This window comes from Dolosigranulum pigrum ATCC 51524 (genome assembly GCF_000245815.1).
Taxonomy (GTDB): domain Bacteria; phylum Bacillota; class Bacilli; order Lactobacillales; family Carnobacteriaceae_A; genus Dolosigranulum; species Dolosigranulum pigrum.
The window spans coordinates 1,224,197-1,248,423 of record NZ_JH601103.1 but is presented as its reverse complement, the minus strand read 5'-3'; the positions used below and the strand labels follow the sequence as shown (position 1 = coordinate 1,248,423).

Sequence of the window (24,227 nt, the reverse complement as noted above, 5' to 3'; positions counted from 1 at the left end):
AAAGGTGATATAATGGCATTTGAAGGATTACAGAATCGATTGCAAGATGCATTCTCGGTGCTGAAGAAAAAAGGTAAAATTACAGAACAAGATATAAAAGAGGCGATGCGTGAAGTTCGTCTGGCTCTCTTGGAGGCAGATGTTAACTATAAAGTTGTCCGTGAATTTATTAAATCTGTCCGCGAAAAAGCAATTGGATCAGAAGTGTTGGAAAATGTTGAAGGTGGCCATCAAGTTGTTAAAATTGTGAGTGATGAATTAACTGAACTCATGGGAGGCGAGCGCCAAGATATTATTACGGCTTCTGAACCGGGTGAAATAACCGTTTATATGATGGTAGGATTGCAAGGGGCCGGGAAGACCACTACAGCTGGTAAGTTAAGTAACTACTTGCGTAAACATGAAAATATGAAACCGATGTTAGTGGCGGCTGATATTTATCGTCCCGCTGCAATTGACCAATTGCAACAAGTTGGTAAAGAGTTAAATATTCCCGTCTTCAGTATGGGGGATGATGTTAGCCCTGTAGAAATTGCTCGCCGTGGAGTACAAGAAGCTAAAGATGAAAATCGCAATGTTGTTATTATCGATACGGCAGGGCGTCTGCACATTGATGATGCTTTAATGACAGAGCTATCTGATATTAAGTCTGAAGTAAATCCGCATGAGATTTTCTTAGTTGTTGATGCGATGACTGGTCAAGATGCAGTCAATGTGAGTGATACATTCAACAAACAGCTTGATATTTCTAGTGTTATCTTGACGAAACTCGATGGTGATACGCGTGGTGGAGCAGCGCTATCAATTAGTAAAGTGACTAATAAACCGATTAAATTTACCGGAACGGGTGAAAAATTAGATGCGTTAGAACCGTTCTACCCTGAACGTATGGCTAATCGTATTCTCGGGATGGGAGATATCCTTACCTTAGTTGAGCGAGCTCAACAAGAAATGGATGACAAACGAGCGGAAGAGCTTGCCCAAAAAATGGCCGAACAAACCTATGATTTCAATGATTTTATCGAACAGATGGATCAGATGCGAAATATGGGACCACTAGAGGACTTAATCAAAATGATTCCGGGGATGAGTAACTTACCGGGAATGGATCAGTTCGAAGTCGATGAGAAAGATCTTGACCGAATGAAGGCAATCGTGCTTTCCATGACACCGGAAGAACGAAAAAATCCAGATATCCTTTCTCAAAATCGACGTAAGCGTATTGCTGATGGTGCGGGCCGAACCTTACTTGATGTGAATAAATTAATTACACAATTCAAACAATCCAAAGAGTTAATGGGTGATATGTCAAGTGGCAAGATGTCCGGCGGTTTAGGCAAAATGATGAAAGGTGCCGGCAAAGGGATGATGAATAAGATGAAAAATAAACTTCCTGGGTTTGGTGGTAGTGATCAAGAGATGCCTGATTTATCTGAATTACAGAATATGCCAGGAATGGATGATATGAATGGTCAAGGAAGTTCTCTAATTTCCAAAGATAAGCGCCAAAAACGAAAACGTAAGAAGAAAAAAATTAAAAAGAAAAAATAAATAGTAGACAAGAGGCCTCTGCAATAGCGTCAGGAACGTTAATGACAGGGGCTTTTTTGAAAAAACACTGTAAAGAGAAAACACTTGACAGGTGATGTATCCCATGATAGAATAATTGTTGTGAGTGATTCAGTTACTCAATAAAATTTAAAGGAGATGAATAATATGGCAGTAAGAATTCGTATGAAACGTATGGGAGCTAAGAAACGTCCATTTTACCGATTAATGGTATCAGACTCACGTCGTCATGTATCTAAAGGGGCGATTGAGCAAATCGGAACATACAACCCGACTGAAGAAGGCGAAGAAGCATTGAAAATTGATGAAGAATTAGCGCTTAAATGGTTACACAATGGTGCACAACCATCAGATTCAGTTCACAAGTTACTTTCTCGTAAAGGGATTATGGAGAAATTCCACAACGAAAAAAACAACTAATTTAACAAATAAAGGATGAGTGCGATGACTGATCAAGAGATGAGACAGTTAATTCATACAATCATTGAGCCATTAGTCAGTCAACCCGATGACATCAATTTAGAGTTGAAAGAGACCGATGATTTTCATGAATACCTATTATCTGTTCATCCTGATGATATCGGCCGAGTTATTGGTAAAGGTGGACGTATTGCCAAGGCGATTCGTGCGATTGTCTACAGCATTCGCTACGATGGTCCCAAACGTGTACGTCTCACTATTGTAGATTAATTGTTTTCGGTGAAGAGATGCATTTTAGCATCTCTTTTTGTACATATAACTTAGAAAAAGGAGATAGAGCATGACAGCTTATGTAAATGTAGGAAAAATTGTGAACACCCATGGAATTAAGGGAGAGGTGCGTGTAATTTCAGATACTGATTTTCCTGAAGAACGCTATCAACCGGGAGCTGAGCTTGTTTGGTTAGGTGATAGTGAGGCTAATACACTCACTTTAACAGTAGCTTCACATCGACAACATAAACAGTTTGATTTAGTAAAATTTGAGTCATATCCGACTATTAATGAAGCAGAATCCCTAGTAGGCGGTACGTTAAATGTGACAGAAGCTGATTTAGCGACACTCGATGATGATACATTTTACTGGCATGATATTGTTGGCTTAACAGCTTATGACGAAGCAGGTGCAGAAATCGGCCAAGTGAAAGAAATTCTGTCGTCTGGGGCCAATGATGTTTGGGTAATTAGCCGTCATGGACAAAAAGATCTCTTGTTACCTTACATTGATGATGTCATTAAAGCAGTTGATTTAGCAGAAGGAACAATTACTGTACATGTGTTGGAAGGATTGGATGATTAATGCAGATTGATGTCTTAACATTATTTCCCGAGATGATCCAAGAGCCGATGAATCATTCAATGATGAAACGAGCGGTTGAAAAGGGATTAGTCGATATCAATATTGTGAATTTTCGTCAGTTCGGTCAAGGGAAGCATTCTCAAGTGGATGATACTCCATATGGCGGAGGAGCAGGCATGTTGTTGAAGCCAGAACCTATTTTTGAAGCGGTGGATGCAGTCAAATCTGCTCGTGAAACGAAATCACCTCGTATCGTCTTGATGGATCCAGCAGGGCGACGTTTTGACCAACAAGTTGCAGAGGAGTTTTCTAAGGAAGAGCATTTAATTTTTATTTGTGGTCATTATGAAGGGTATGATGAGCGAATTCGTTCGATTGTAACTGATGAAGTGTCACTGGGTGATTATGTATTGACTGGGGGCGAGCTTGCTGCTTTGGTCATGATGGATGCCTCAATTCGGCTGATTCCCGGTGTGTTGGGAAATCAAGACTCTGCTGTTCAAGATTCGCATAGTTCTGGCTTGCTAGAACATCCACATTATACACGTCCAGCTGAGTATCGTGGGATGGAAGTACCGGAAGTCTTAATGAACGGCAATCACGCATTAATTGATCAATGGCGCCGTGATGAGTCAATTAAGCGAACTGCGCGACGACGACCGGATATGTTAGCGAATATTGAATTAACCCCGCGCGAACAAGAGATAGTCAATGATATGTTGAATAATAGATAGAAAAAGCGCCACTGAATCGTGTATTCGGTGGCGTTAAATGATGTATAGGTGAATTTATAGAGGGAGTTGTTTGATATACTTGGTTGGTGTTAGTCCAGTTATTTTTTTGAAAACTTTTGTGAAGTAAGAATGACTGTTGAATCCAGCTAAGTAGGCCACATCACTCAACTCATATGTTTGTAAGTGGAACAAATATTGGGCTAGGAAGATACGCTGATTATTCATATATGAGACGTATGTAATCCCAGTTTCTTGTTTGAATTTTCGCGCGAGATGAACGGGGTGCATATCAAATTTTTCCGCGATATCTTTTAAGGTTAAGTCAACGGTTAAGTGATCAGTCACAAACTTAATAATATCCTTCATCGTATTGGAATAGGATGTAATCGAGTACTTATAGACAAACTCGCAGTAATCTTTTGGCATTTGGTAAAAAATATTTTCCATCAAAAACTCAATGCTGTCAGCACTCTCAATTAGACGGTTATATTGTTCGGATAGTAGGTACAAATATAATGGAAGGACATCTCCATTTTTTGCAGCTAAACGGCAATATGTATTATTACTCAACAATACGTTTTTATACGTACGCAATTTGGATTCAATTGAGATGTTCTCGATGTGTTGTACATAGCTATCCATATCAATTTTATCTAATGCTTGTTGTAATAGTTCTTGATCCCCGTTAGCAATAGCTTCTGTGGCTAAATCCTCAATAATATAACGTTGGCTGCTAGCTTCAGTATTGATGTGCTCTAGCAGCTCTCGGCGCGCATTTTCTCGATGTGTTAAGTCTGTATGAGTTGACACGTTTATCTCCTCCTTGAATATATTCCTTAGATTTATTTATAAAAATATTAATATGGTTATTATGTCACAAAAATAGTAAAAAATCTAGCATTTCATCATAGAATTCATATTATTTTAACAAAACTTAGGGATATAGTGTCCATTCTTCATAAGTCATAAGAGTTGAAACCGGTTAGGGATGTATATTATAATGTGATTGGATACGATAAAATTAATGTAATGGAAGAGGAGGAAAAGTGATGAGTGAGAAAGAAAAAGAGACTCAACCAGAATTAACAGGTGATGAAAAAACAGTCGAAAAAGAACCAACTGATCCAAAAGCAAGTAAAAATACAGTAGTTGGTGAAGTAAAAGAAGTTGACTCACCACTAAACGGCGATGCAGAAGCCGTTGAAGCACCGCAGGATCCACAGTTAGTGGATGAAGCGTAAACTGATAAACAGTATGAGGCAAAGTATGTGTTTGATAATACATGCTTTGCTTTTCCTTTGTCTTAAATAAATGTTCAGGATCCAATAAAATAGAAATGACTATCGCGATATCGCTTTATCTATGATAAAATAAAGAAGATAATGAGTTTAAACAAGATGAAGATAACTATATATCAAAAAAGAAGGAGAGTTATTATGAGCGTTGAACCAGTAAAAGCATTAGATGACAACTATATTTGGGTTTATACACAAGCTTCCGATGCTGTAGTAGTTGATCCGGGAGAGGCTTCCTCTATTTTAACTTACTTGCAAGAGCATAATTTAAACGTGATCACTATTTTATTAACACATGATCATGATGATCATACAGCAGGTGTTAAAAAAGTGTTGGAAGTTTATCCTAAAGCATCTGTTATTGGACCAAAAGAAACCGAACGATTTAATACACAAACGGTTGCACCGGGAGATTCATTGACTCTATTTGAGCAAGAAGTGAAGGTTTTGTTGACAGCGGGACATACTTCTGGGCATATTTCTTATTTAACAAATGATATGTTGTTTTGTGGGGATGCGCTTTTTTCTGCTGGCTGTGGTCGTGTGTTTACTGGAGATTATCAGGCGCAGTATGATGCACTTAAGATATTTAGTGAACTATCAAATAATACGCGAGTTTTTGCAGGGCATGAGTATACAGAAACAAACTTGAAATTTGCTCAAAGTTTAGCGGAATATCCTGAAGCGGTAGATAAGAAGTTAACGGAAGTATCTCTGTTGCGGATGCAAGATATTCCGACATTACCAAGTACAATTGGTCAAGAGAAAGAAATTAATGTCTTTTTACAAGCAGATACGTTGGCTGATTTTAAGGCGTTGCGAGATAAACGCGATAATTTCTAAAAAATAAGCGATTAGAAATTGTGAGATACAATGAAATATACGAACCATGCAGCGAAAAAAATAAAAAATAGTCACTTAATGATAATTAGTTGTGGTGTGTGTAAAGAAGAATTAATCATATATCAAAAAGTGGGGACGGGGCAGTTACTTAAGCTATTTGTTGAGCGGATTTTGGCTTGTGAAATGGGAATTGGTCATTCAGATCAGTTAACTTGTCCGAAATGCCAAAATGTCATGGGATATAAGGTTAGAATAGATGGAAAGCTTGCTTATAAGATGACACGAAGTCGCTATAATACTCGAATAAAGCATCGGTAACTCGGATAGAATGAATTAGATCAAAAGTGGGGGATGGACGCACAATGGATGAGGTGCAATTTATTGAACAGGCGGCGTTAACCATAACGCGCCATGATGTAGTAGCTTTATCAGAGATAGAACAGATACAAAATACGGTAGTAGATAACGTATTCGTACCGAATAATGGTCAACAAACAGACGGTATGAAATGGTTGCAATATCTTGATCACATGAAAATACTTGAAAAAGAAGCACAGCGAATATTCGAATTAGAAGAGCGTAAATCCCCTGCTGAGCGTGTATTTGTGGCGGCTAAAGAAGTCACAGCAATGGATCAGTCATCAGTTGAAAGAACAGTAAACACTGAACCTATTGCAGAAAAGATTGAATCTAAACCAACACCTCAGACAGCATTAGGATCTAACACTGAAAAAGTAGAACAACTGCATAAAAATGATATAGGATTACTATCGGATCAGTTGGAAGTAAGCCCTGATGAGACTGTAAGTATTCAAGAGTTGTGTCACTTGATTGCGCAACACAGCTAATAGTAGGGTTAAAACTTAATAACTGTAGTAAAATAAGGAGTATATTGCATTATGAAATACAGAATTGTTAAAAAGAGACCGTTTAGTATTGTAGGCTTCAAAAAGCAAGTCCCTGTAGTAACAGAAGGAACTAATCCTGAAATTGAAGCTATGAGAGAGTTGTTAACTGATGAAGTTATGGAAGATTTATCTAATTTAGCAGATACGGAACCGTTTGGCATTATTAGTGTGTCACAAGCTACAACAAATGAGTTAGATGAACCAATGATTGATCATTATTTAGGCGTGGCTGTCTCATCTGGTCAGACGAAAAGTTATGATGTGTTACCCGTTGAGCGGACGGATTGGGCAGTCTTTGAAGCAGTCGGGCAATTTCCAGAATCTTTAGAAAGCTTATGGCACGAAATCTTTACAGAATGGTTACCCAATGCAGATTATGTTATCAATGAAGCGATTCCTTTATTATGGAATGCGGAGGATTACACTGCTGACACGAAAAATCCTGTTTGTGAAGTATGGATACCGGTAACGCCAAAATAGTGAGTTAATATATATTTGCAGACCTGTGAACGACATGAATTATTTCTAATAATGAAACATGCAAATCAATAGAAATTCTGCTATAATAAGAACATGTGATTTAGTTAGGAGTTAGAATATGAGTGAACCAAAATATGAACGAATTGTGTTGAAATTAAGTGGTGAAGCGCTCGCGGGAGAGGATGGCTTTGGGATTAAGCCACCGACCATTCACGAGATTTGCCAGGAAATTAAACAAGTTTATGATATGGGAGTAGAAATCGCAATTGTAGTCGGTGGGGGCAATATATGGCGCGGACAGATTGGCTCAGAGATGGGCATGGAACGCTCACAAGCAGATTATATGGGCATGCTGGCCACCGTAATGAACGGACTAGCTTTGCAAGATAGTTTGGAAAATATCGGTGTGCCGACGCGTATGCAAACTTCTATCGAGATGCGACAAATTGCGGAACCGTATATTCGTCGCCGAGCTATTCGTCATCTTGAGAAGAAGCGCGTCGTTATCTTCGCAGGAGGAACAGGAAATCCTTACTTCTCGACTGATACAACTTCAGCCCTTCGAGCGGCAGAAATTCAGGCCGATGTTATTATGATGGCAAAAAATAATGTGGATGGTATTTATTCTGCTGATCCAAAAGTCGATCAAGAGGCAGTAAAATATGATGAATTGACCTATCTCGATATTATTAATAAGTCTTTGAAGGTTATGGATACCACCGCATCAAGCTTAAGTATGGATAACGATATTCCATTAGTTGTCTTTAACTTAAACGAAAAAGGTAATATTAAACGAGCAGTGTCTGGTGAACGCATCGGTACAACTGTTATTAAATAAAGGAGACCAAAAAATGACTGATCAATTATTGAAAGATTTAAAACAACGGATGAAAAAAGCAGAAGAATCATTAGAATATGAATTAGGAGGTATCCGTGCTGGGCGAGCAAACGCTAGCTTAGTTGACCGCATTACAGTTAATTACTATGGAGCAGATACCCCACTAAACCAAATGGCAAATATTTCTGTACCTGAAGCACGTGTACTTTTAATTTCACCATATGACAAGAGCACATTAGGTGATATCGAAACAGCTATTCAAAAATCAGATATTGGTATTCCGCCATCAAATGACGGAGATGTTATTCGACTAGTTATTCCAGCCTTGACTGAAGAACGTCGTAAAGAAATTGCTAAACGTGTTGGTCAAGAAGAGGAAAATGCTAAGATTGCAATTCGTAATATTCGTCGTGATGGTATGGATAGTGTCAAGAAAAGTGAAAAAAATGGTGACATCTCAGAAGATGAACGCCATCGCTTAGAAGATGACATCCAAAAATTAACTGATGAATTTACTAAACGAGCAGACAAAGCAGCCCGAGTAAAAGAGGACGAAATTTTGGGGAACTAAGACTAAGATAAAGCAAATATAAAAAGCGAGGGGATAACCCTCGCTTTTTATATGATTTAAACGACTTCATCAATAAGGTAGTTGACAATTTTAGATACAACAAAGGATATCATCAATCCTAATATATATTTTTTTACGCGACGTTTCAATCCAATCCCTCCTTTATTTTGTTAAGTGCTTTTAGTATATCACAGAATAGGGGATAATAATAATTTTTTAAGACAAATTATTCTAACTTGTTAATCAATGAGTCGGACAGATTTTGTAGAAAACCATTGACGTGAAAGCGGTATTAAGGTAAGCTGAAATAAATTAACGTAAGGGAATGAGTGAAGATGGTCAAGAAAGAAAATATTCAGGGGAGTCAGCCCAATATTGTACTTATTGTATCGGATGATCATGGTTATGGCGATTTAGGGTTTAGAGAAGAATTATCAGATATAGCGACACCTAATTTAGATCGTTTGCGGGCATCGGGCATGTTATTGGAGCAGGGCTATGTCAGTGCGCCGATTTGTTCACCATCGCGGGCTGGCTTGATGGTCGGCAACTATCAGCAACGATGGGGAGCAAAATGGTTTGACTCCTCAAATTTTGCTCCAGAACCGTATTTATCGATTCCAGAAGTCTTGAAGCAAGCGGGCTATCGGTCTGGTTATTTTGGGAAAGTACACTATGGACCTGATCAACCTGGAACGCGTGCTTGTCCAGATCAGCACGGTTTTGATGAGTCTTTTTATGGACTAGCGGCGCTCAGTATGGGGCGATTGCATTATTTGAAACATGAAGTAGCAGCTGAAGATAAGTTTGGTAAAGAAAATGCGGAGCGCAATGGATTTTATCCAATGTACCACAATGGGGAGCCAGTTGATTGTCATACACATTTAACGGTTGAATTTGCGAATCGAGCGATTGACTTTATCGATGAATCCTTACAAGCTGAGGTGCCGTATTTTTGTATGGTGGCCTTCAATGCGGTACACAATTTTGCTTGGCAACTGCCGGATGATGAATTGAGACAACGGAACTTACCAGCATTTCCGGATTTTGATGAAGCGAAGCATGATTATTATGATTGGTATGATGGCGTGATTATGCCACATTTGGAGAATGGACGTGATTATTATTTGGCGCAGTTGGATATTATGGACCGTGAGATTGGCCGGATTCTAGATAAGATTGAAGCTGCAGGCGAGCAAGAGAATACGCTCATTATTTACTTGACAGATAATGGTGGTTCACCGTGTAATTATGGGAATAATACTCCCTTGTTTGGGACGAAATATTCATTATATGAAGGAGGAGTTCGCGTACCATTCATTGCATCATGGCCGGGGGTAGTAGAAGCCAATAGTCAGTCACGGAATTTAGTCTCGAGCTTAGATTTATTACCAACATTTGCTTATTTAGCCAGTGGAGAGTTAATTAATCAATCTTATCCAACTGATGGCAAAAATATTATTCCGACTTTGCTGGGACAAGATGGGGGACATAAAGAACTATACTTCGATACCGGTTTTCAATGGAGTGTTCGCGATCAGGAATGGAAGCTACGCACTGTGAGTGGTGAAGAAGCTAGAGATGCTGCCCGAGCACTTAAAGATACTGAACATGCGGATATTGGCTATGGGACATCTCTGGTACCAATTGGGCAGTCCTTGGATGAGTCTGATGAAGCAAACCAAGCCACTGATCGACCTGATTTGGTTGCTTATTACCAAAAGCGTTATAAGCAATGGGCAGCTGATGTTTATGGTACAACAGAAGATTCAAATAATACGAATTAAAAATAAGTATTTGGTAGAAATACAGGTATATACGTTTATACCTGTATTTTTCTAACTGTAGAAAAGCAAAAAAAATTGTAAAGCTCCGTTTTTGAGAGAAAATGTATGTTATAATAAAGTGGATGCGAGAAAAATTGTACGTGAGCGAAAGATAAATAATACAGATTCAAAGTAAGGATGAGTGCAGTGAGTAACCAATTAGCGGTACCTAAGCATGTGGCAATTATTATGGATGGGAATGGACGTTGGGCGAAAGAACGTGGCTTAAAGCGAACAGAAGGCCATCGTGAAGGGATGGAGGCTATTCGTCGAGTGGCGCATCATGCAGCTAATAGAGGGGTTAAAGTCTTAACATTATACGCCTTTTCAACTGAAAATTGGAAACGTCCTCCTCAAGAAGTACATTATTTAATGAAGTTACCGGTTGAATTTTTTGACCGCTTTGTTCCGGAATTAATCGAAAACAATATACGAGTCCATATGATGGGGATTGAAGAGAAGGTGCCGTCCTCGACGCTAAAATCTATTCATAAGGCTATGGATGAGACGAAACATTGTACCGGGATGGTGTTAAACTTTGCATTTAATTATGGTGGGCGCTTAGAAATTACTGAAGCAATTAAAACAATTGCTCAAGATGTTTTAGAAGGACAAGTAGCCGTCAGAGATATTGATGAAGAATTGATTGCTCAGCAATTATTTTCTAATGATTTAGCACCATATAGTGATATTGATTTAATGATTCGAACAAGTGGTGAACAGCGATTGAGTAACTTTATGTTATGGCAAAATGCGTATAGTGAGTTTTATTTTGCAGAAAAAAATTGGCCAGACTTTAATGGTGAACTATTCGATCAAGCATTATCGAGTTACCAACAAAGACATCGACGTTATGGTGGTTTAGCTTAATGGTAAGAGAGGATGAGTAAGTATGAGAGAACGTGTTAAGACAGCAATCATATTCGGTGCTGTATTTATACCGATATTGGTGCTAGGAGACTTGCCACTGCTTTTATTGACCACATTTTTAGCGATTAGAGGATTATTTGAGCTGTTGCGTATGATTAATGTGCCATTTTTTAGTTGGCCAAGTATGTTAGCTCATTTTAGTATTTCTTTTATTGTTTTTAGTGATGTTATAACACCATTTTTACCCGGATTTACTGAGGGACATCATGTAATCGGGATGATGACGCTAGCTTTATTAGTACTGGCTACCGTTCACCAACAATTTACGTTTATTGATGCCGGAATTACTTTGATCGGTTTAATTTATATTGGCTTTGGTTTTTATTCATTACATTATATTCGACGAGAGAGTGCTTTTTTACTTATTTTTATTGTTTTAATCATTTGGGCTTCTGATATTGGTGCCTATATGGTGGGCCGACGTTTCGGCAAACGAAAATTAGCCCCCGCTTTATCCCCGAATAAAACCATTGAAGGATCGCTAGGTGGTATTATTTTAGCAATGCTAGTGGGTGCTATTTATATTAGTATTTTACCGAGCTTTCAATATAATCTTCCAGTAGGTATGCTTGTGGCGGGTATTTGTGCGGTGTCGGGACAGTTTGGGGACTTAATTGAATCAGGCATGAAGCGCGAGTTTAAGGTGAAAGATTCGGGACGAATTTTGCCTGGGCATGGTGGGATATTGGATCGGTTTGATAGTTTGATTTTTACGATGACCTTAGTTGTATTGTTAGGCATCGTATAAGAGGAGAGGAAGGACAAACATGCAATCTATAGTGCTGTTTATTATTGTATTTGGTATTTTGGTCTTTATTCATGAATTAGGCCACTATTTATTAGCAAAACGAGCAGGTATTTTGGTACGTGAATTTGCGATTGGTTTCGGACCTAAGTTAGTCAGTATTCGCAGAGGGGAGACTGCTTATACGCTTCGGATGTTGCCATTAGGAGGCTATGTCATGATGGCAGGGTATGAAGACGATGATGATATTCGTTCGGGGATGTTGGTATCAGTAGAACTCAATCATAACGGGGAAATTACACATATTGACACCACGCAAGAAGTTCAACTGAACAATGCCTTGCCAATAGAAGTTCGAGAATTTGATTTAGTAGATGATTTATACTTAGAAGGGCGTGTCCAGGGTCAAGAGGAAAGTGAGCGTTTTGCGATAACAGAGACGGCTCTTGTTACGAAAGAAAATGGTGTAGCTGTTCAAATTGCGCCGCGTCATCGTCGGTTTAACCATGCCAAGGTAGGAGATAAGATGTTGACTAACTTTGCTGGGCCGTTCAATAATTTTATTTTAGCTATTATTTTATTTATGGCGCTGGCCTTTATTCAAGGTGGAGCCCCTCCAACCCTTAATTCCACGCCAATTGTCGGAGATATATTACCTAATTCGCCTGCTCAAGCAGCACAAATTCAATCAGGCGATGAAATTATTGCGATTGATGGACAAACAGCGAACACTATTCAGGCGGTATCGGATGCAATTTCCACCCATCCGGATGAAATGATTACATTGGATGTTCAACGAGGCAATGATCGTCAGACATTGCAAGTTACTCCGGAACAAGTAGAGACCCCAAGTGGCGAAATGATCGGACAGATTGGGATTGTGTATGCTCGTGAAAATGGATTTTTTGCCAAGGTGTCTTATGGTTTTACACAAACATGGGATGTGATTAAGCAATTAGTTGGTGCATTTACTGGTTTATTCACGGGACGTCTAGGTATCGAACAATTAGGTGGACCAGTTGCTGTTTTTCAAGTTACTGACACAGTCGTACAGACATCGGGACTAATTGGTTTACTAAGCTTGGCAGCAGGGTTAAGTGCCAACTTAGGATTCGTCAACTTGATTCCTATCCCAGGACTTGATGGTGGGAAGTTATTGTTGAATATTATTGAAATTATAAAAGGAAAACCTATAAGTGAAGAAAGAGAAATGATGATTACGATGGTGGGTGCGCTCTTTTTAATCGGACTTATGATTGTAGTGACATGGAACGATATTCAGAATTTTTTCTAAAGATAAGATAGGAGAGATGACATAGATGAAACAATCAAAATTATTTGCCCCAACGCTAAGAGAAATGCCAAGTGATGCTGAGGCTAAGAGTCACCAATTAATGCTTCGAGCAGGGTATATTAGACAAGTGGCTTCAGGTGTCTATGCTTATTTACCACTTGCGCACCGTGTCTTAGCTAATATTACACAAATTGTGCGTGAAGAGATGGAAGCGATCGATGCGGTTGAGATGGACTTACCAAGCTTTATTCCGGCTGATTTATGGCAAGAGACAGGTCGTTATGCGACCTATGGACCAGAATTAATGAAGATAAAAGATCGTCATGAACGTGACTTTATTTTAGGACCGACGCATGAAGAGACTTTCACAGATTTAATTCGTGGGGATATTGATTCTTATAAGAAATTACCATTGACGTTATACCAGATTCAGACAAAATATCGTGATGAAAAAAGACCGCGCTTTGGTTTGTTACGGGGACGCGAATTCTTAATGAAAGATGCGTACTCTTTTCATATGAGTGATGAAACCTTAGATGAAACCTATCAAGCAATGAACCAAGCTTATAGTAAAATATTTAGTCGTCTAGGCTTGAATTATAAAGCGATTATCGGAGATGCTGGATCGATGGGGGGCCGAGAGTCGACAGAATTTATGGCACTATCTGAATCAGGCGAAGATACTATTGTATACTCTAACGCGAGTGATTATGCTGCTAACTTAGAAATGGCAGAGAGTGCCGTTTTGGAAATCTCTAATGACCAACCACAATTAGAACGAGAAATCGTCGAAACACCCAATGTACGTACGATTGAAGAAGTCGGTGAATTTTTATCAAAAACATCTGCAGAAATCTTAAAGAGTGTTTTGTTTATAGTGGATGACGAGCAACCTGTCTTTGTAGTTGTGCGTGGCGATCATACGGTGAATGAAGTGAAGGTGAAGGGGCAAGTCGGTGCTTCTAGCTTAAGGCCAGCAACAGATGAAGAAATTATCGAACAGTTTAGGGCGACACCTGGCTTTGCTGGACCAATTGATTTGCCAGAAAATGTTCAGATTATTGTAGACTATCATGTTAAAAATAGCATTAATACTGTTATTGGAGCGAACAAAGAAGGATATCATTTCATCAATATTAATCCTGACCGTGATTTTGATCAGTTCGAATATGCTGACTTACGTACGGTAGAAGAAGGGGATCCTGCACCGACTGATGAGGGGCAACTTGTCTTCGAACGTGGAATTGAAATTGGTCATATCTTTAAATTAGGGACTTTTTACAGTGAAAAAATGAATGCGACGGTATTAGACAATACAGGGCGTCCTCAACCTATTATTATGGGAAGCTACGGAATCGGGATTAGTCGCTTATTATCAGCTATTATCGAACAGAATTATGATGATAAGGGAATTGTTTGGCCGAGTAATATTGCCCCATTCGACGTTCATATTGTGCCAATTAAGTTAACTGATGCAGATCAGAGTGCCCTTACGGAAGAAATTAAGCAATTATTGGAAGAAGCGGGGCTGTCAGTTTTAATCGATGACCGGAATGAACGGGCGGGTGTTAAATTCACGGATGCTGAATTGTTTGGTATTCCTGTTCAGATTACAGTTGGCCGCGATGCAGCAGATGGTATAGTTGAACTTACCTCGCGCCGTGATGGGCAACAATTTAATCTTAAAAAAGAAGATATTATCGATACAATTAAGCAATTAGATCAATAATTAACAAATTATATTAGGAGAGGGATTCGTTCCTCTCCTAATTATTTAAGTGCAATGAAAGTAGGTAGAATATGGCGTTAAGTAGTCACGACTTATTTCAAGTGTTATTAAAACAGCTTAACTTAGCTGATCAGAATAATGAGACAACATTAAAGCGAGGGGAGATTCAGTCACTCACCGTATTAAAAAGTAAACAACAATGGAATCTGCAGTTGCGATTTCCATCATTGTTATCGGTGGATCAATATATGGTGCTAAAGAGTCAGTTAGACCGTACATTTGCTGATATTGCAACGATTCATTTAACTATTAATACAGAAGATAAAACTTATTCTGAAGCGGATATGATAGCTTATTGGCGATCAGCCTGTCAATTAAGTGAGATTGATTCACCGCTGTGTAATCAATTATTCGAAGAGGCAACTCCGATCATAAAGCAAGGAAAGCCGATTTTTTATATTGAGCATGAATTAACATTGGACAAATTTAAGCAAGATTTTTTTACTGTCATTAATGAGGCATATCATCAATTAGGGTTTCCTGATAACTTTCGAATTGAGCCAGTTGTGGATGAGCAGAAGAGCCAGGCGAGAGTGAATGAGTTTAAGGAAGAGAAAGAAAAACAGGATGAAGCCCTTGCACAGCGTTTAACAGAGCAATTCCATGAAGTACAAGCTCGTCAGCAACAACAGCAAGCTCATGTGGATACGCCAAGTGGTCCGATTCAGATAGGACGCGATATTCCGACTAATGACCCTATTCGTGAGATGGAGACGGTAGTGAGTGAAGAAGGTCAAGTGACATTCGAAGGCTATATATTTGATGTTAATATTCGTGATCTGCGTTCAGGGCGGAAGTTGCTCTTGATGAGTATGACGGATTATACCTCTTCTTTTAGATTGAAGAAGTTCTTAAATCCAAATGAAGAAGCTGACGCTGAGCTAATTAAAGAAGGAATGTGGATGCGCGCGCGTGGACGTGTACAAGAAGACACCTTCGATAAAGATATTGTAATGATGGTGCAGAGTCTGCAAGAAATAAAAAAAGAACCGCGTAAAGATACCGCACCAGATGAACGTAAACGAATTGAATTGCACGCTCATTCAACGATGAGTCAGATGGATTCCGTTGTGAGCCCAACAGAATTGGTAGAAAAAGCAGCTGAATTTGGTCACGCGGCTATTGCTTTAAGTGATCATGCGGTGTTGCAAGGATATCCGGATGCTCACTTCGCTGCCCAAAAGCATGGTATAAAGATGATTTACGGGCTAGAAGCTTATTTAGTTGATGATGGTGTTCCAGTAGCCTATCATCCCGCTGAATTGAACTTGCAAGAAGCAACTTATGTCGTCTTTGATGTGGAGACAACAGGTTTGTCAGCTATTTATGACAAAATTATTGAGCTAGCTGCTGTGAAGATGGTAGATGGCCAGATTATTGAGGAGTTTCAAGAATTTATCGATCCTGGTCATGCATTATCGGAGACGACGATTAACTTAACGGGAATTACCGATGATATGGTCCGGGGCTCAAAATCAGAAGTAGAAGTATTAGAAGCCTTTAAAGCATTCACTAAAGATACGATTTTGGTGGCGCATAATGCTAGTTTCGATATGGGGTTTTTAAATGCCGCGTATAATCATCATCAACTTGGCGAGTCCACATTACCTGTGATCGATACGTTAGAGCTGTCCCGGACGCTTCACCCCAATATTAAAACACACCGCTTAAATACGTTAGCAAAACGTTATGATGTAGCCTTAGAACAGCATCACCGAGCTATTTATGATTCGCAAACAACGGCTCGTTTACTCTGGATTTTTCTTAAAGAAGCGAGAGATAAATTTCAAATGGAAACACACCGCTCACTTAATAATCGAGTTGGAGAAGGTGATGCGTACAAACAAGCGCGTCCAACACATGCTACCATTTTAGTGAAAAATGCGACGGGCTTGAAAAACTTGTTTAAAATTGTGTCAGAATCATTAACCCGTTATTATTACCGGGTTCCTCGTGTACCCAAGTCGTTGCTCGATAAATATCGGGAGGGCTTGCTTGTCGGGAGTGGTTGCGGGCAAGGAGAAGTTTTTGAAGCAATGATGCAAAAGGGGATGGATGAAGCGCGGAGTGTCTCTAAGTATTATGACTACATTGAACTGCTGCCGAAAGAAGCTTATATTGACTTGATTGATCGTGAATTAATTCAAGATGAGGCCAATTTGGAAGATATTTTGCGAAACTTAATTAAACTAGCGCACAATGAGAATAAATATCCTGTCGCAGTGGGCAATGTGCATTATTTGGAACCGAGAGATGCAATATTCCGTGACATTTTGTTGGAAACCTCGAAAAAAGGAGCGCGTGCGAACACTCGAAATCCGCAAGTCCATTTTAGAACAACAGATGAAATGTTAGAGGCATTCTCGTTCTTAGAGCCGGAATTAGCTGAAGAAATTGTTATTGACAATACGCATAAAATTGCGGATTCCATTGACTCAATTTCTCCAGTACGAACAGATCTCTATACGCCGAAGATGGAGGGCGCAGAAGCAGAAATCCGTCAGATGAGTTTTGATAAAGCACGGGAATTATACGGTGATCCACTACCAGAACTGGTTCAAAAACGCTTGGAAAAAGAGCTAGATAGTATTATAGGGAATGGATTCTCTGTTATTTATCTAATTTCACAAAAATTAGTGAATAAAAGTGTTCAAGATGGGTACTTGGTCGGTTCACGAGGATCGGTCGGGTCAAGTTTTGTAGCAACCATGACAGGTATTACAGAAGTGAATCCGCTAGCGCCACATTACCGATGTCCTAATTGTCAGTATTCTCACTTTTTTACGGAAGGAGAAGTGGGGTCCGGCTTTGATTTACCTGAGAAGAATTGTCCGGAATGTGGGACTAAAATGGACTCAGATGGCCATGATATTCCGTTCGAGACATTCTTAGGTTTCAAAGGAGATAAGGTTCCCGATATTGATTTGAACTTTTCAGGAGAATATCAGGCACATGCGCATAATTATACGAAGGAATTGTTCGGAGAAGATTATGTTTATCGAGCAGGAACGATTACAACCATTGCCGATAAGACTGCTTTCGGCTTTGTGAAAGGATATGAAGGGGATAAGCAATTGACCTACCGCAAGCCAGAAATTGATCGCTTGGCCAAAGGATTGACGGGGGTACGCCGATCAACTGGTCAGCACCCGGGTGGTATTATTGTTGTGCCGAATGATATGGATATTTATGATTTTACACCTATTCAGTATCCAGCTGACGATCAAGAAGCAGAGTGGAAGACAACGCACTTCGATTTCCATTCCATTCATGATAACTTGCTTAAGCTCGATATTCTGGGTCATGATGATCCAACGATGATTCGGAAGTTACAAGATTTATCTGGGATTGATCCACAGACAATTCCGGTGAGCGATGAAGAAGTGATGAAAATTTTCAGCGGGCCCGAAGTGCTTGGTGTAACAGCGGAGCAAATTTTTTCTAAGACAGGGACACTCGGTATACCTGAGTTCGGAACTGGCTTCGTGCGGGGAATGTTAGAGCAGACGCATCCATCAACCTTCTCTGAGTTGCTTCAGATTTCTGGTTTATCACATGGGACCGATGTATGGCTAGATAATGCAGAAGAGTTGATTCGGAAGCGAAACATCCCACTATCCGAAGTGATTGGGTGTCGTGATGATATTATGGTTTATCTACAACATCAAGGCCTTGATGATGATTTAGCTTTTAAGATTATGGAGTTCGTGCGAAAAGGTCGCGGTCTTAGCGAGGAATGGATTGCTGAGATGAAAGAACATGGTGTGCCGCAATGGTACATCGATTCCTGCTTGAAAATTAAATATATGTTCCCGAAAGCTCATGCCGCCGCTTATGTCTTGATGGCGCTCAGGGTGGCTTACTTCAAGGTTCACCACCCGCTCTATTATTACGCAGCGTACTTCTCTGTTCGTGCCAGTGATTTTGACTTAGTGGCTATGACACAAGGGAAGAATTCAGTAAAAGCCGCTATTAAAGAAATCAATGACAAAGGGTATGACCAAACAGCTAAAGATCGTTCGCTATTGACAGTTCTGGAATTGGCTAATGAAATGATCGAACGTGGCTTTAATTTTGAGATGGTTAATATTGATGAATCACACGCCACCGATTTTCTAGTGAAGGATGAGAAGACGCTCCTAGCACCGTTCCGGGCAGTTCCTTCACTTGGCTCTAGCGTTGCCCAAGCGATTGTGCAAGCGCGAGAAGATAGTGATTTCTTATCTAAAGAAGATTTATCCAAGCGCGGTAAAGTATCTAAAACGGTGATGGAATACTTCAGTGTGAATCATGTTGTAGACCACTTGCCTGACGAGAACCAATTGTCACTATTCGATTTGTAAAATAACGGTACTTCAAGGTTAATAGTTGCGTTCAAACAAAATATATGGTAATATGAACTAGCAAGAGGTCGTAGAAGTTAGATATTCAGAAGGGGGTGAGTGCATTGAAGCACTCACTCTTTTTAACGACAAGGTATGAATTGAAAGTGGGGAGAAAAGCTAAAATGAGTATTGTAGAAAAAGTTGAAGACATGATTACACCGATTGCTCAAGAGAGCGGTTATCAACTTATTGATTTGGAATACTTGAAAGAAGGGCAAAACTGGTTTTTAAGAATTTATATTGATAAAGTTGGCGGTGTTAGCTTGGATGATTGCACATTCTTCAGCGAAAAAGTATCAGCTGTCTTAGATCAGCAACCGGAAAATTTTATTCCGCAAGCGTATTATCTTGAAGTCTCGTCACCGGGGGCAGAACGTCCACTTAAGACACGAGAAGATATCGATCAAGCGGTTGGTGAATATATTCATGTGAAGTTGTACAATATGATTGGCCCGTACAATTCATATGAAGGTCGTTTGTTAAGTACGGATGAAGACACCATTACGATGAATTATAAAGAAAAAACGCGCGTAAAAGAAGTTGAAATTCAGCGCGATAATATTTCTAAAGCACGTACAGCAATTGAATTTTAGATTCGAAGGAGAGAATTATGAACCAGAAATTAGTTGGCGCACTGGAAGTCTTGGAGAAAGAAAAAGGGATTTCGAAAGAAATTGTCTCTGAAGCACTAGAGGCAGCCTTAATCGCTGCTTATAAGCGTCATTACGGAACATCTCAGAATGTTGAAGTAACATTCGACACCGATACGGGAGATATTAAAGTTCTACAAGTAAAAGAAGTTGTTGATGAGGTATTCGATTCACAGTCTGAGATTGCCTTAGTTGATGCACGCGAGCGCAACCGAGCTTACGAGCCGGGGGACAAAATTAAGTTCGAAGTCACTCCAGAGAATTTTGGTCGAATTGCGGCTCAAACAGCTAAACAAGTCGTCATGCAGCGCATGCGAGAAGCAGAACGTTCTATTATCTACAACGAATACATCGAATATCAAGATGATTTGATGACAGGAACGGTTGAGCGTCAAGATGATCGGTTTATCTATATTGATTTAGGAAAAGTAGAAGCTGTCTTGTCTCAGCGCGATCAAATTGAAGGTGAGCAATATAATGCGCATGATCGAATTAAAGTCTATGTCAGCAATGTAGAAGATTCAACGAAAGGACCGCAAGTCTTCGTGAGTCGTACGCATCCTGGCTTGATTAAACGCTTATTCGAGCAGGAAGTTCCTGAAATTTATGATGGAACGGTTGAGATTATGTCTGTTGCGCGTGAAGCAGGAGACCGTTCGAAAGTTGCCGTGACGTCTCGTGATGGCGAGGTGGATGCAGTTGGAACATGTGTCGGTCCTAAAGGGGCACGTGTTCAAGTGATTGTGGATGAATTGAACGGGGAAAACATGGATATCGTTGAATGGAGCGAGGATCCAGCCGTCTTCATCCAAAATGCTTTGAATCCAGCTGAAGTACTCGATGTTCGCTTCGATGATATCGAACAATCGTGTGTCGTTGTTGTACCGGATTATCAACTGTCATTAGCAATTGGTAAACGAGGACAAAATGTTCGTCTAGCAGCTAAATTAACCGGCTACAAGATCGACATTAAGTCTGACGTTGAGATGGAAGAATTGGAACGTGAAGCATTAGCTGAATCGTCAGAAAAAGTAGATAAATCAGCTGAGGAGTCTTCGGAAGTATTAACAGATTCTATTGAGGACAATTCGGCTGAAACAGATACTGAAGTAGATGAGTTCTTCCAAGCGCTTGAAGCTAATCAAGTCACAGCGGAGGAAGACGAAGAAGAATTAGACTTTTCTGAAACGGAAGAAGATGAGGTTTCCGAGACTTTAGACGACGATTCTGAAGCAGAATAGAATGTTGAGGAGAGAATAAACATGGCCAAAAAAACGCCGATGCGAAAATGTGTTTTGTCAGGTGAGATGAAACCAAAAAAAGATATGGTTCGGATTGTTCGCAATCCAGATAAATCGGTAGCAATCGATCCAACCGGTAAAAAAAATGGCCGTGGTGCCTATGTATCGATGGATCTTCAACTACTTGAATCAATGAAAAAATCCGCCAAGCTAAGCCAAGCATTAAATACAGAAGTACCAGCGGAATTTTTTGAAGAATTAATCGATCATGTAGATTATAAATTAGCACGAATGGAATTATTAAATGATCAATAAAGAAAAAGCACTGAATTTATTAGGCCTTGCGATGAAAGCAGGCAAGTTGAAGACGGGTCAAGGAGCTACATTGGATGCTATCCGTAGTACACGAGCAAAATTAGTCATCATGGCTAGTGATGCCAGCCCAAACACCCAAAAAATATTTAATGATAAATGCGAATCCTATGATGTACCATTGTTTTCAGGATTCACACAAGAGGAAATTTCAAGAGCAATTGGAAAGAATCGGACAAATTGTGCACTAATTGATAGTGGCTTTGTCAAATCTTTTAATCAATTGACAGAAAGGTGATTGTATGAGTAAAAAACGTATATATCAATTTGCAAGAGAACAGGATATGTCCAGTAAAGAACTTTTGGAAATTGCCCAAGATGCTGGATTAGATTACAGCAGTCATATGGCAACAATTAACGATAACGAAATGGCGAAATTAAAAGAATTTATGAATAATAAAACAAATAAACAGCAAAAAAGTAATACAGCTAATCAATCAGGACACAATCAGACAAAACAAGCAACAGCTGATAAGAAAAATAACCAAAAGGACGAGTCTTCAAACGAACAGTCGAGTCTAAATCCTGAAAAACGAACAACCAGTGAGAAACAGAAAGCAAAAGAGCGTCAAAACCGTTCGAAAAAACGTCATTCGCGTCAGCACCGTGGGATTAATGGTGGACCAGCTGGGAACCGAACAAAGCGTAAGACAAACACGGATCACAAGCAACAGGATAATTCTTCACAACAATCAACGAAAAAACAACCGTTACCAGATGTAGTAGAATATACAGAAGGGATGACTGTTGCAGAGTTGGCCAAAGAATTGCACAAGCCAGCTGCTGAAATTGTTAAGAAATTATTCATGATGGGTGTTATTGCGAATAAAAACCAATCACTTGATAGTGGCTCCATTGAAATTATTTTAGAAGAGTATGGTGTACAAGCTCAAGAAAAAGTCGAAATCGATGAAACAGACTTCGACACTTACTTTGAGCAAGAAGTTAATGAAGAAAACTTAACATTACGCCCACCAACTGTCACTATTATGGGGCACGTTGACCATGGGAAAACCACCTTACTTGATACACTTCGTCAAGAAAAAGTGGCAGATGGAGAAGCAGGTGGGATTACCCAACACATTGGTGCTTACCAATTAGAAGTTGAAGGGAAACCCATCACATTCTTAGATACACCAGGACACGCAGCCTTTACAACCATGCGAGCACGTGGAGCTGATGTGACTGATATTGCTATTATTGTTGTAGCAGCTGATGATGGCGTTATGCCACAAACTGTTGAAGCAATTAATCATGCCAAAGCAGCTGAAGTCCCTATTATCGTTGCGGTTAACAAAGTTGATAAACCAGAGGCTAACCCACAACAAGTCATGCAGGAATTATCTCAATATGAATTAATTCCAGAAGACTGGGGTGGCCAAACTATATTTGTTGAAATTTCAGCGAAGTTTAACCAGAACTTAGATGAATTACTCGAGATGATTCTTCTAGTTGCTGAAGTTGAAGAATTGAAGGCAGATCCAACACGTCTAGCAATCGGAACGGTCTTGGAAGCCCGTCTAGATAAGGCACAAGGACCAATTGCGACATTGCTTGTACAAGAAGGAACCTTGAAGCACGGGGATCCAATCGTTGTCGGAACAGCGAATGGACGTATTCGTACAATGACGAATGATCAAGGACAACGTGTTAAAAAAGCTGGTCCATCGATGCCAGTAGAGATTACTGGATTGAACGACACACCACAAGCTGGAGATCGTTTCGTTGTCTTCGATGATGAGAAGAAAGCCCGTTCGATTGGTCAATCTCGTGCGCAAGCAGCGAACGAAGCACAGCGTAATGCTGTTCAAAAAGTAACCCTTGAGAACTTATTCGATTCGATTGAAGAAGGCGAATTAAAAGAAATTACAGTTATTGTAAAAGGTGATGTACAAGGATCTGTTGAAGCGATTGTAGCCAGCCTTGAGAAGATCGAAGTTGAAGGTGTGAAGATTAAGATTGTTCATACCGGAGTCGGTGCAATTAATGAAAGTGATGTAACTCTTGCGTCTGCAAGTGGATCTATCATTATTGGATTTAACGTACGACCAACACCTCAAGCACAAGAAAGTGCTAACCGTGAACAAATTGACATTCGAACTCACCGCGTTATCTACAATGCGATTGATGAGATCGAATCAGCGATGAAAGGAATGCTGGATCCAGAATTTGAAGAAAAAGTTACTGGTCAAGCGACTGTTCGCGAAACATTCAATGTATCTAAAGTCGGAACTATTGCTGGATGTTACGTTAACGACGGAGTTATCAAGCGCTCTAGCTCGGTTCGTGTTATTCGTCAAGGGGTTGTGAAGTATGAAGGAGAACTTTCAAGCTTGAAACGATTCCAAGACGATGCCAAGGAAGTATCTAATGGTTATGAGTGTGGATTGACCATTGAAAACTTTAATGATATTAAGATTGATGATGTTATTGAAGCATACGAAATGGTTGAAGTGAAGCGTAACTAAGATCAACCAT

General features: G+C 39.7%; 24 protein-coding genes. 23 read left to right on the top strand and 1 reads right to left on the bottom strand.

All coding sequences use genetic code 11. The annotated features are described in order from the left end of the window. Positions 1-12: 12 nt before the first annotated feature. From ffh to trmD, 5 genes are all read left to right on the top strand, one after another. Positions 13-1,551, top strand: coding sequence for a signal recognition particle protein (gene ffh / locus HMPREF9703_RS05745; protein ID WP_004636321.1), 1,539 nt, complete (start codon positions 13-15; stop codon positions 1,549-1,551). A 165-nt stretch (positions 1,552-1,716) separates the two neighbouring features. Further along, entirely contained in the window at positions 1,717-1,989 is a 273-nt protein-coding gene (gene rpsP / locus HMPREF9703_RS05740; protein ID WP_004636320.1) for a 30S ribosomal protein S16, read from the top strand. Between the two features lie 24 nt (positions 1,990-2,013). Further along, positions 2,014-2,259 (top strand): KH domain-containing protein, encoded by a 246-nt coding sequence (locus tag HMPREF9703_RS05735; RefSeq protein WP_004636319.1) that lies wholly within the window; start codon positions 2,014-2,016, stop codon positions 2,257-2,259. Between the two features lie 70 nt (positions 2,260-2,329). After that, entirely contained in the window at positions 2,330-2,848 is a 519-nt protein-coding gene (gene rimM / locus HMPREF9703_RS05730) for a ribosome maturation factor RimM (RefSeq protein WP_004636318.1), read from the top strand. Continuing rightward, positions 2,848-3,582: a tRNA (guanosine(37)-N1)-methyltransferase TrmD gene (gene trmD / locus HMPREF9703_RS05725; RefSeq protein ID WP_004636317.1), complete on the top strand. Its 735-nt coding sequence runs from the start codon at positions 2,848-2,850 to the stop codon at positions 3,580-3,582. The genes rimM and trmD overlap by 1 nt, the downstream gene beginning before the upstream one ends. Positions 3,583-3,636: 54 nt before the next feature. Here the strand turns inward: trmD and HMPREF9703_RS05720 are convergent, their stop codons facing one another. Next, complete coding sequence (locus tag HMPREF9703_RS05720; RefSeq protein ID WP_004636316.1) at positions 3,637-4,392, bottom strand: helix-turn-helix transcriptional regulator; 756 nt, start codon at positions 4,390-4,392, stop codon at positions 3,637-3,639. A 239-nt stretch (positions 4,393-4,631) separates the two neighbouring features. Here HMPREF9703_RS05720 and HMPREF9703_RS05715 point away from each other — a divergent pair, with 239 nt between their 5' ends. The 18 genes from HMPREF9703_RS05715 (at position 4,632) to infB (ending at position 24,217) form a co-directional block, all read left to right on the top strand. Continuing rightward, positions 4,632-4,823 (top strand): hypothetical protein, encoded by a 192-nt coding sequence (locus tag HMPREF9703_RS05715; protein ID WP_004636315.1) that lies wholly within the window; start codon positions 4,632-4,634, stop codon positions 4,821-4,823. A gap of 195 nt (positions 4,824-5,018) precedes the next feature. Further along, the gene (gene gloB / locus HMPREF9703_RS05710; protein WP_004636314.1) at positions 5,019-5,720 is read left to right on the top strand and encodes a hydroxyacylglutathione hydrolase; all 702 of its coding nucleotides are present in this window, start codon (positions 5,019-5,021) and stop codon (positions 5,718-5,720) included. Positions 5,721-5,750: 30 nt separating this feature from the next. Next, positions 5,751-6,038 carry a hypothetical protein gene (locus HMPREF9703_RS05705; protein ID WP_004636313.1) on the top strand — a complete coding sequence of 96 codons (288 nt, stop codon included), beginning with the start codon at positions 5,751-5,753 and terminating at the stop codon, positions 6,036-6,038. Positions 6,039-6,082: 44 nt separating this feature from the next. Then, positions 6,083-6,568 carry a hypothetical protein gene (locus HMPREF9703_RS05700; protein WP_004636312.1) on the top strand — a complete coding sequence of 162 codons (486 nt, stop codon included), beginning with the start codon at positions 6,083-6,085 and terminating at the stop codon, positions 6,566-6,568. A gap of 51 nt (positions 6,569-6,619) precedes the next feature. Then, on the top strand, positions 6,620-7,108 hold the full coding sequence (locus HMPREF9703_RS05695; protein ID WP_004636311.1) for a GyrI-like domain-containing protein: 489 nt from the start codon (positions 6,620-6,622) through the stop codon (positions 7,106-7,108). Positions 7,109-7,226: 118 nt separating this feature from the next. After that, positions 7,227-7,946, top strand: a complete 720-nt coding sequence (gene pyrH, locus HMPREF9703_RS05690) for a UMP kinase (RefSeq protein WP_004636310.1) — start codon at positions 7,227-7,229, stop codon at positions 7,944-7,946. A gap of 13 nt (positions 7,947-7,959) precedes the next feature. Continuing rightward, the gene (gene frr, locus HMPREF9703_RS05685; RefSeq protein ID WP_004636309.1) at positions 7,960-8,517 is read left to right on the top strand and encodes a ribosome recycling factor; all 558 of its coding nucleotides are present in this window, start codon (positions 7,960-7,962) and stop codon (positions 8,515-8,517) included. A 335-nt stretch (positions 8,518-8,852) separates the two neighbouring features. Next, positions 8,853-10,304, top strand: a complete 1,452-nt coding sequence (locus tag HMPREF9703_RS05680; protein WP_004636308.1) for a sulfatase family protein — start codon at positions 8,853-8,855, stop codon at positions 10,302-10,304. 186 nt (positions 10,305-10,490) lie between these two features. Beyond that, positions 10,491-11,213 carry an undecaprenyl pyrophosphate synthase gene (gene uppS / locus HMPREF9703_RS05675; protein ID WP_004636307.1) on the top strand — a complete coding sequence of 241 codons (723 nt, stop codon included), beginning with the start codon at positions 10,491-10,493 and terminating at the stop codon, positions 11,211-11,213. Between the two features lie 22 nt (positions 11,214-11,235). Further along, the gene (locus HMPREF9703_RS05670) at positions 11,236-12,021 is read left to right on the top strand and encodes a phosphatidate cytidylyltransferase (RefSeq protein ID WP_004636306.1); all 786 of its coding nucleotides are present in this window, start codon (positions 11,236-11,238) and stop codon (positions 12,019-12,021) included. A 19-nt stretch (positions 12,022-12,040) separates the two neighbouring features. Then, the gene (rseP, locus tag HMPREF9703_RS05665) at positions 12,041-13,312 is read left to right on the top strand and encodes an RIP metalloprotease RseP (RefSeq protein WP_004636305.1); all 1,272 of its coding nucleotides are present in this window, start codon (positions 12,041-12,043) and stop codon (positions 13,310-13,312) included. 25 nt (positions 13,313-13,337) lie between these two features. After that, entirely contained in the window at positions 13,338-15,041 is a 1,704-nt protein-coding gene (locus HMPREF9703_RS05660; RefSeq protein WP_004636304.1) for a proline--tRNA ligase, read from the top strand. Positions 15,042-15,112: 71 nt separating this feature from the next. Further along, the gene (locus HMPREF9703_RS05655) at positions 15,113-19,444 is read left to right on the top strand and encodes a PolC-type DNA polymerase III (RefSeq protein ID WP_004636303.1); all 4,332 of its coding nucleotides are present in this window, start codon (positions 15,113-15,115) and stop codon (positions 19,442-19,444) included. A gap of 164 nt (positions 19,445-19,608) precedes the next feature. Next, complete coding sequence (rimP, locus tag HMPREF9703_RS05650; RefSeq protein WP_004636302.1) at positions 19,609-20,079, top strand: ribosome maturation factor RimP; 471 nt, start codon at positions 19,609-19,611, stop codon at positions 20,077-20,079. 17 nt (positions 20,080-20,096) lie between these two features. Continuing rightward, positions 20,097-21,377: a transcription termination factor NusA gene (gene nusA / locus HMPREF9703_RS05645; protein WP_004636301.1), complete on the top strand. Its 1,281-nt coding sequence runs from the start codon at positions 20,097-20,099 to the stop codon at positions 21,375-21,377. A 21-nt stretch (positions 21,378-21,398) separates the two neighbouring features. Beyond that, on the top strand, positions 21,399-21,692 hold the full coding sequence (rnpM, locus tag HMPREF9703_RS05640; RefSeq protein WP_004636300.1) for an RNase P modulator RnpM: 294 nt from the start codon (positions 21,399-21,401) through the stop codon (positions 21,690-21,692). Then, positions 21,682-21,987, top strand: a complete 306-nt coding sequence (locus HMPREF9703_RS05635) for a L7Ae/L30e/S12e/Gadd45 family ribosomal protein (protein ID WP_004636299.1) — start codon at positions 21,682-21,684, stop codon at positions 21,985-21,987. The genes rnpM and HMPREF9703_RS05635 overlap by 11 nt, the downstream gene beginning before the upstream one ends. 4 nt (positions 21,988-21,991) lie before the next feature. After that, a complete protein-coding gene (gene infB / locus HMPREF9703_RS05630; RefSeq protein ID WP_004636298.1) occupies positions 21,992-24,217 on the top strand; it encodes a translation initiation factor IF-2 in 2,226 nt (741 codons plus the stop codon). Positions 24,218-24,227 lie beyond the last annotated feature (10 nt).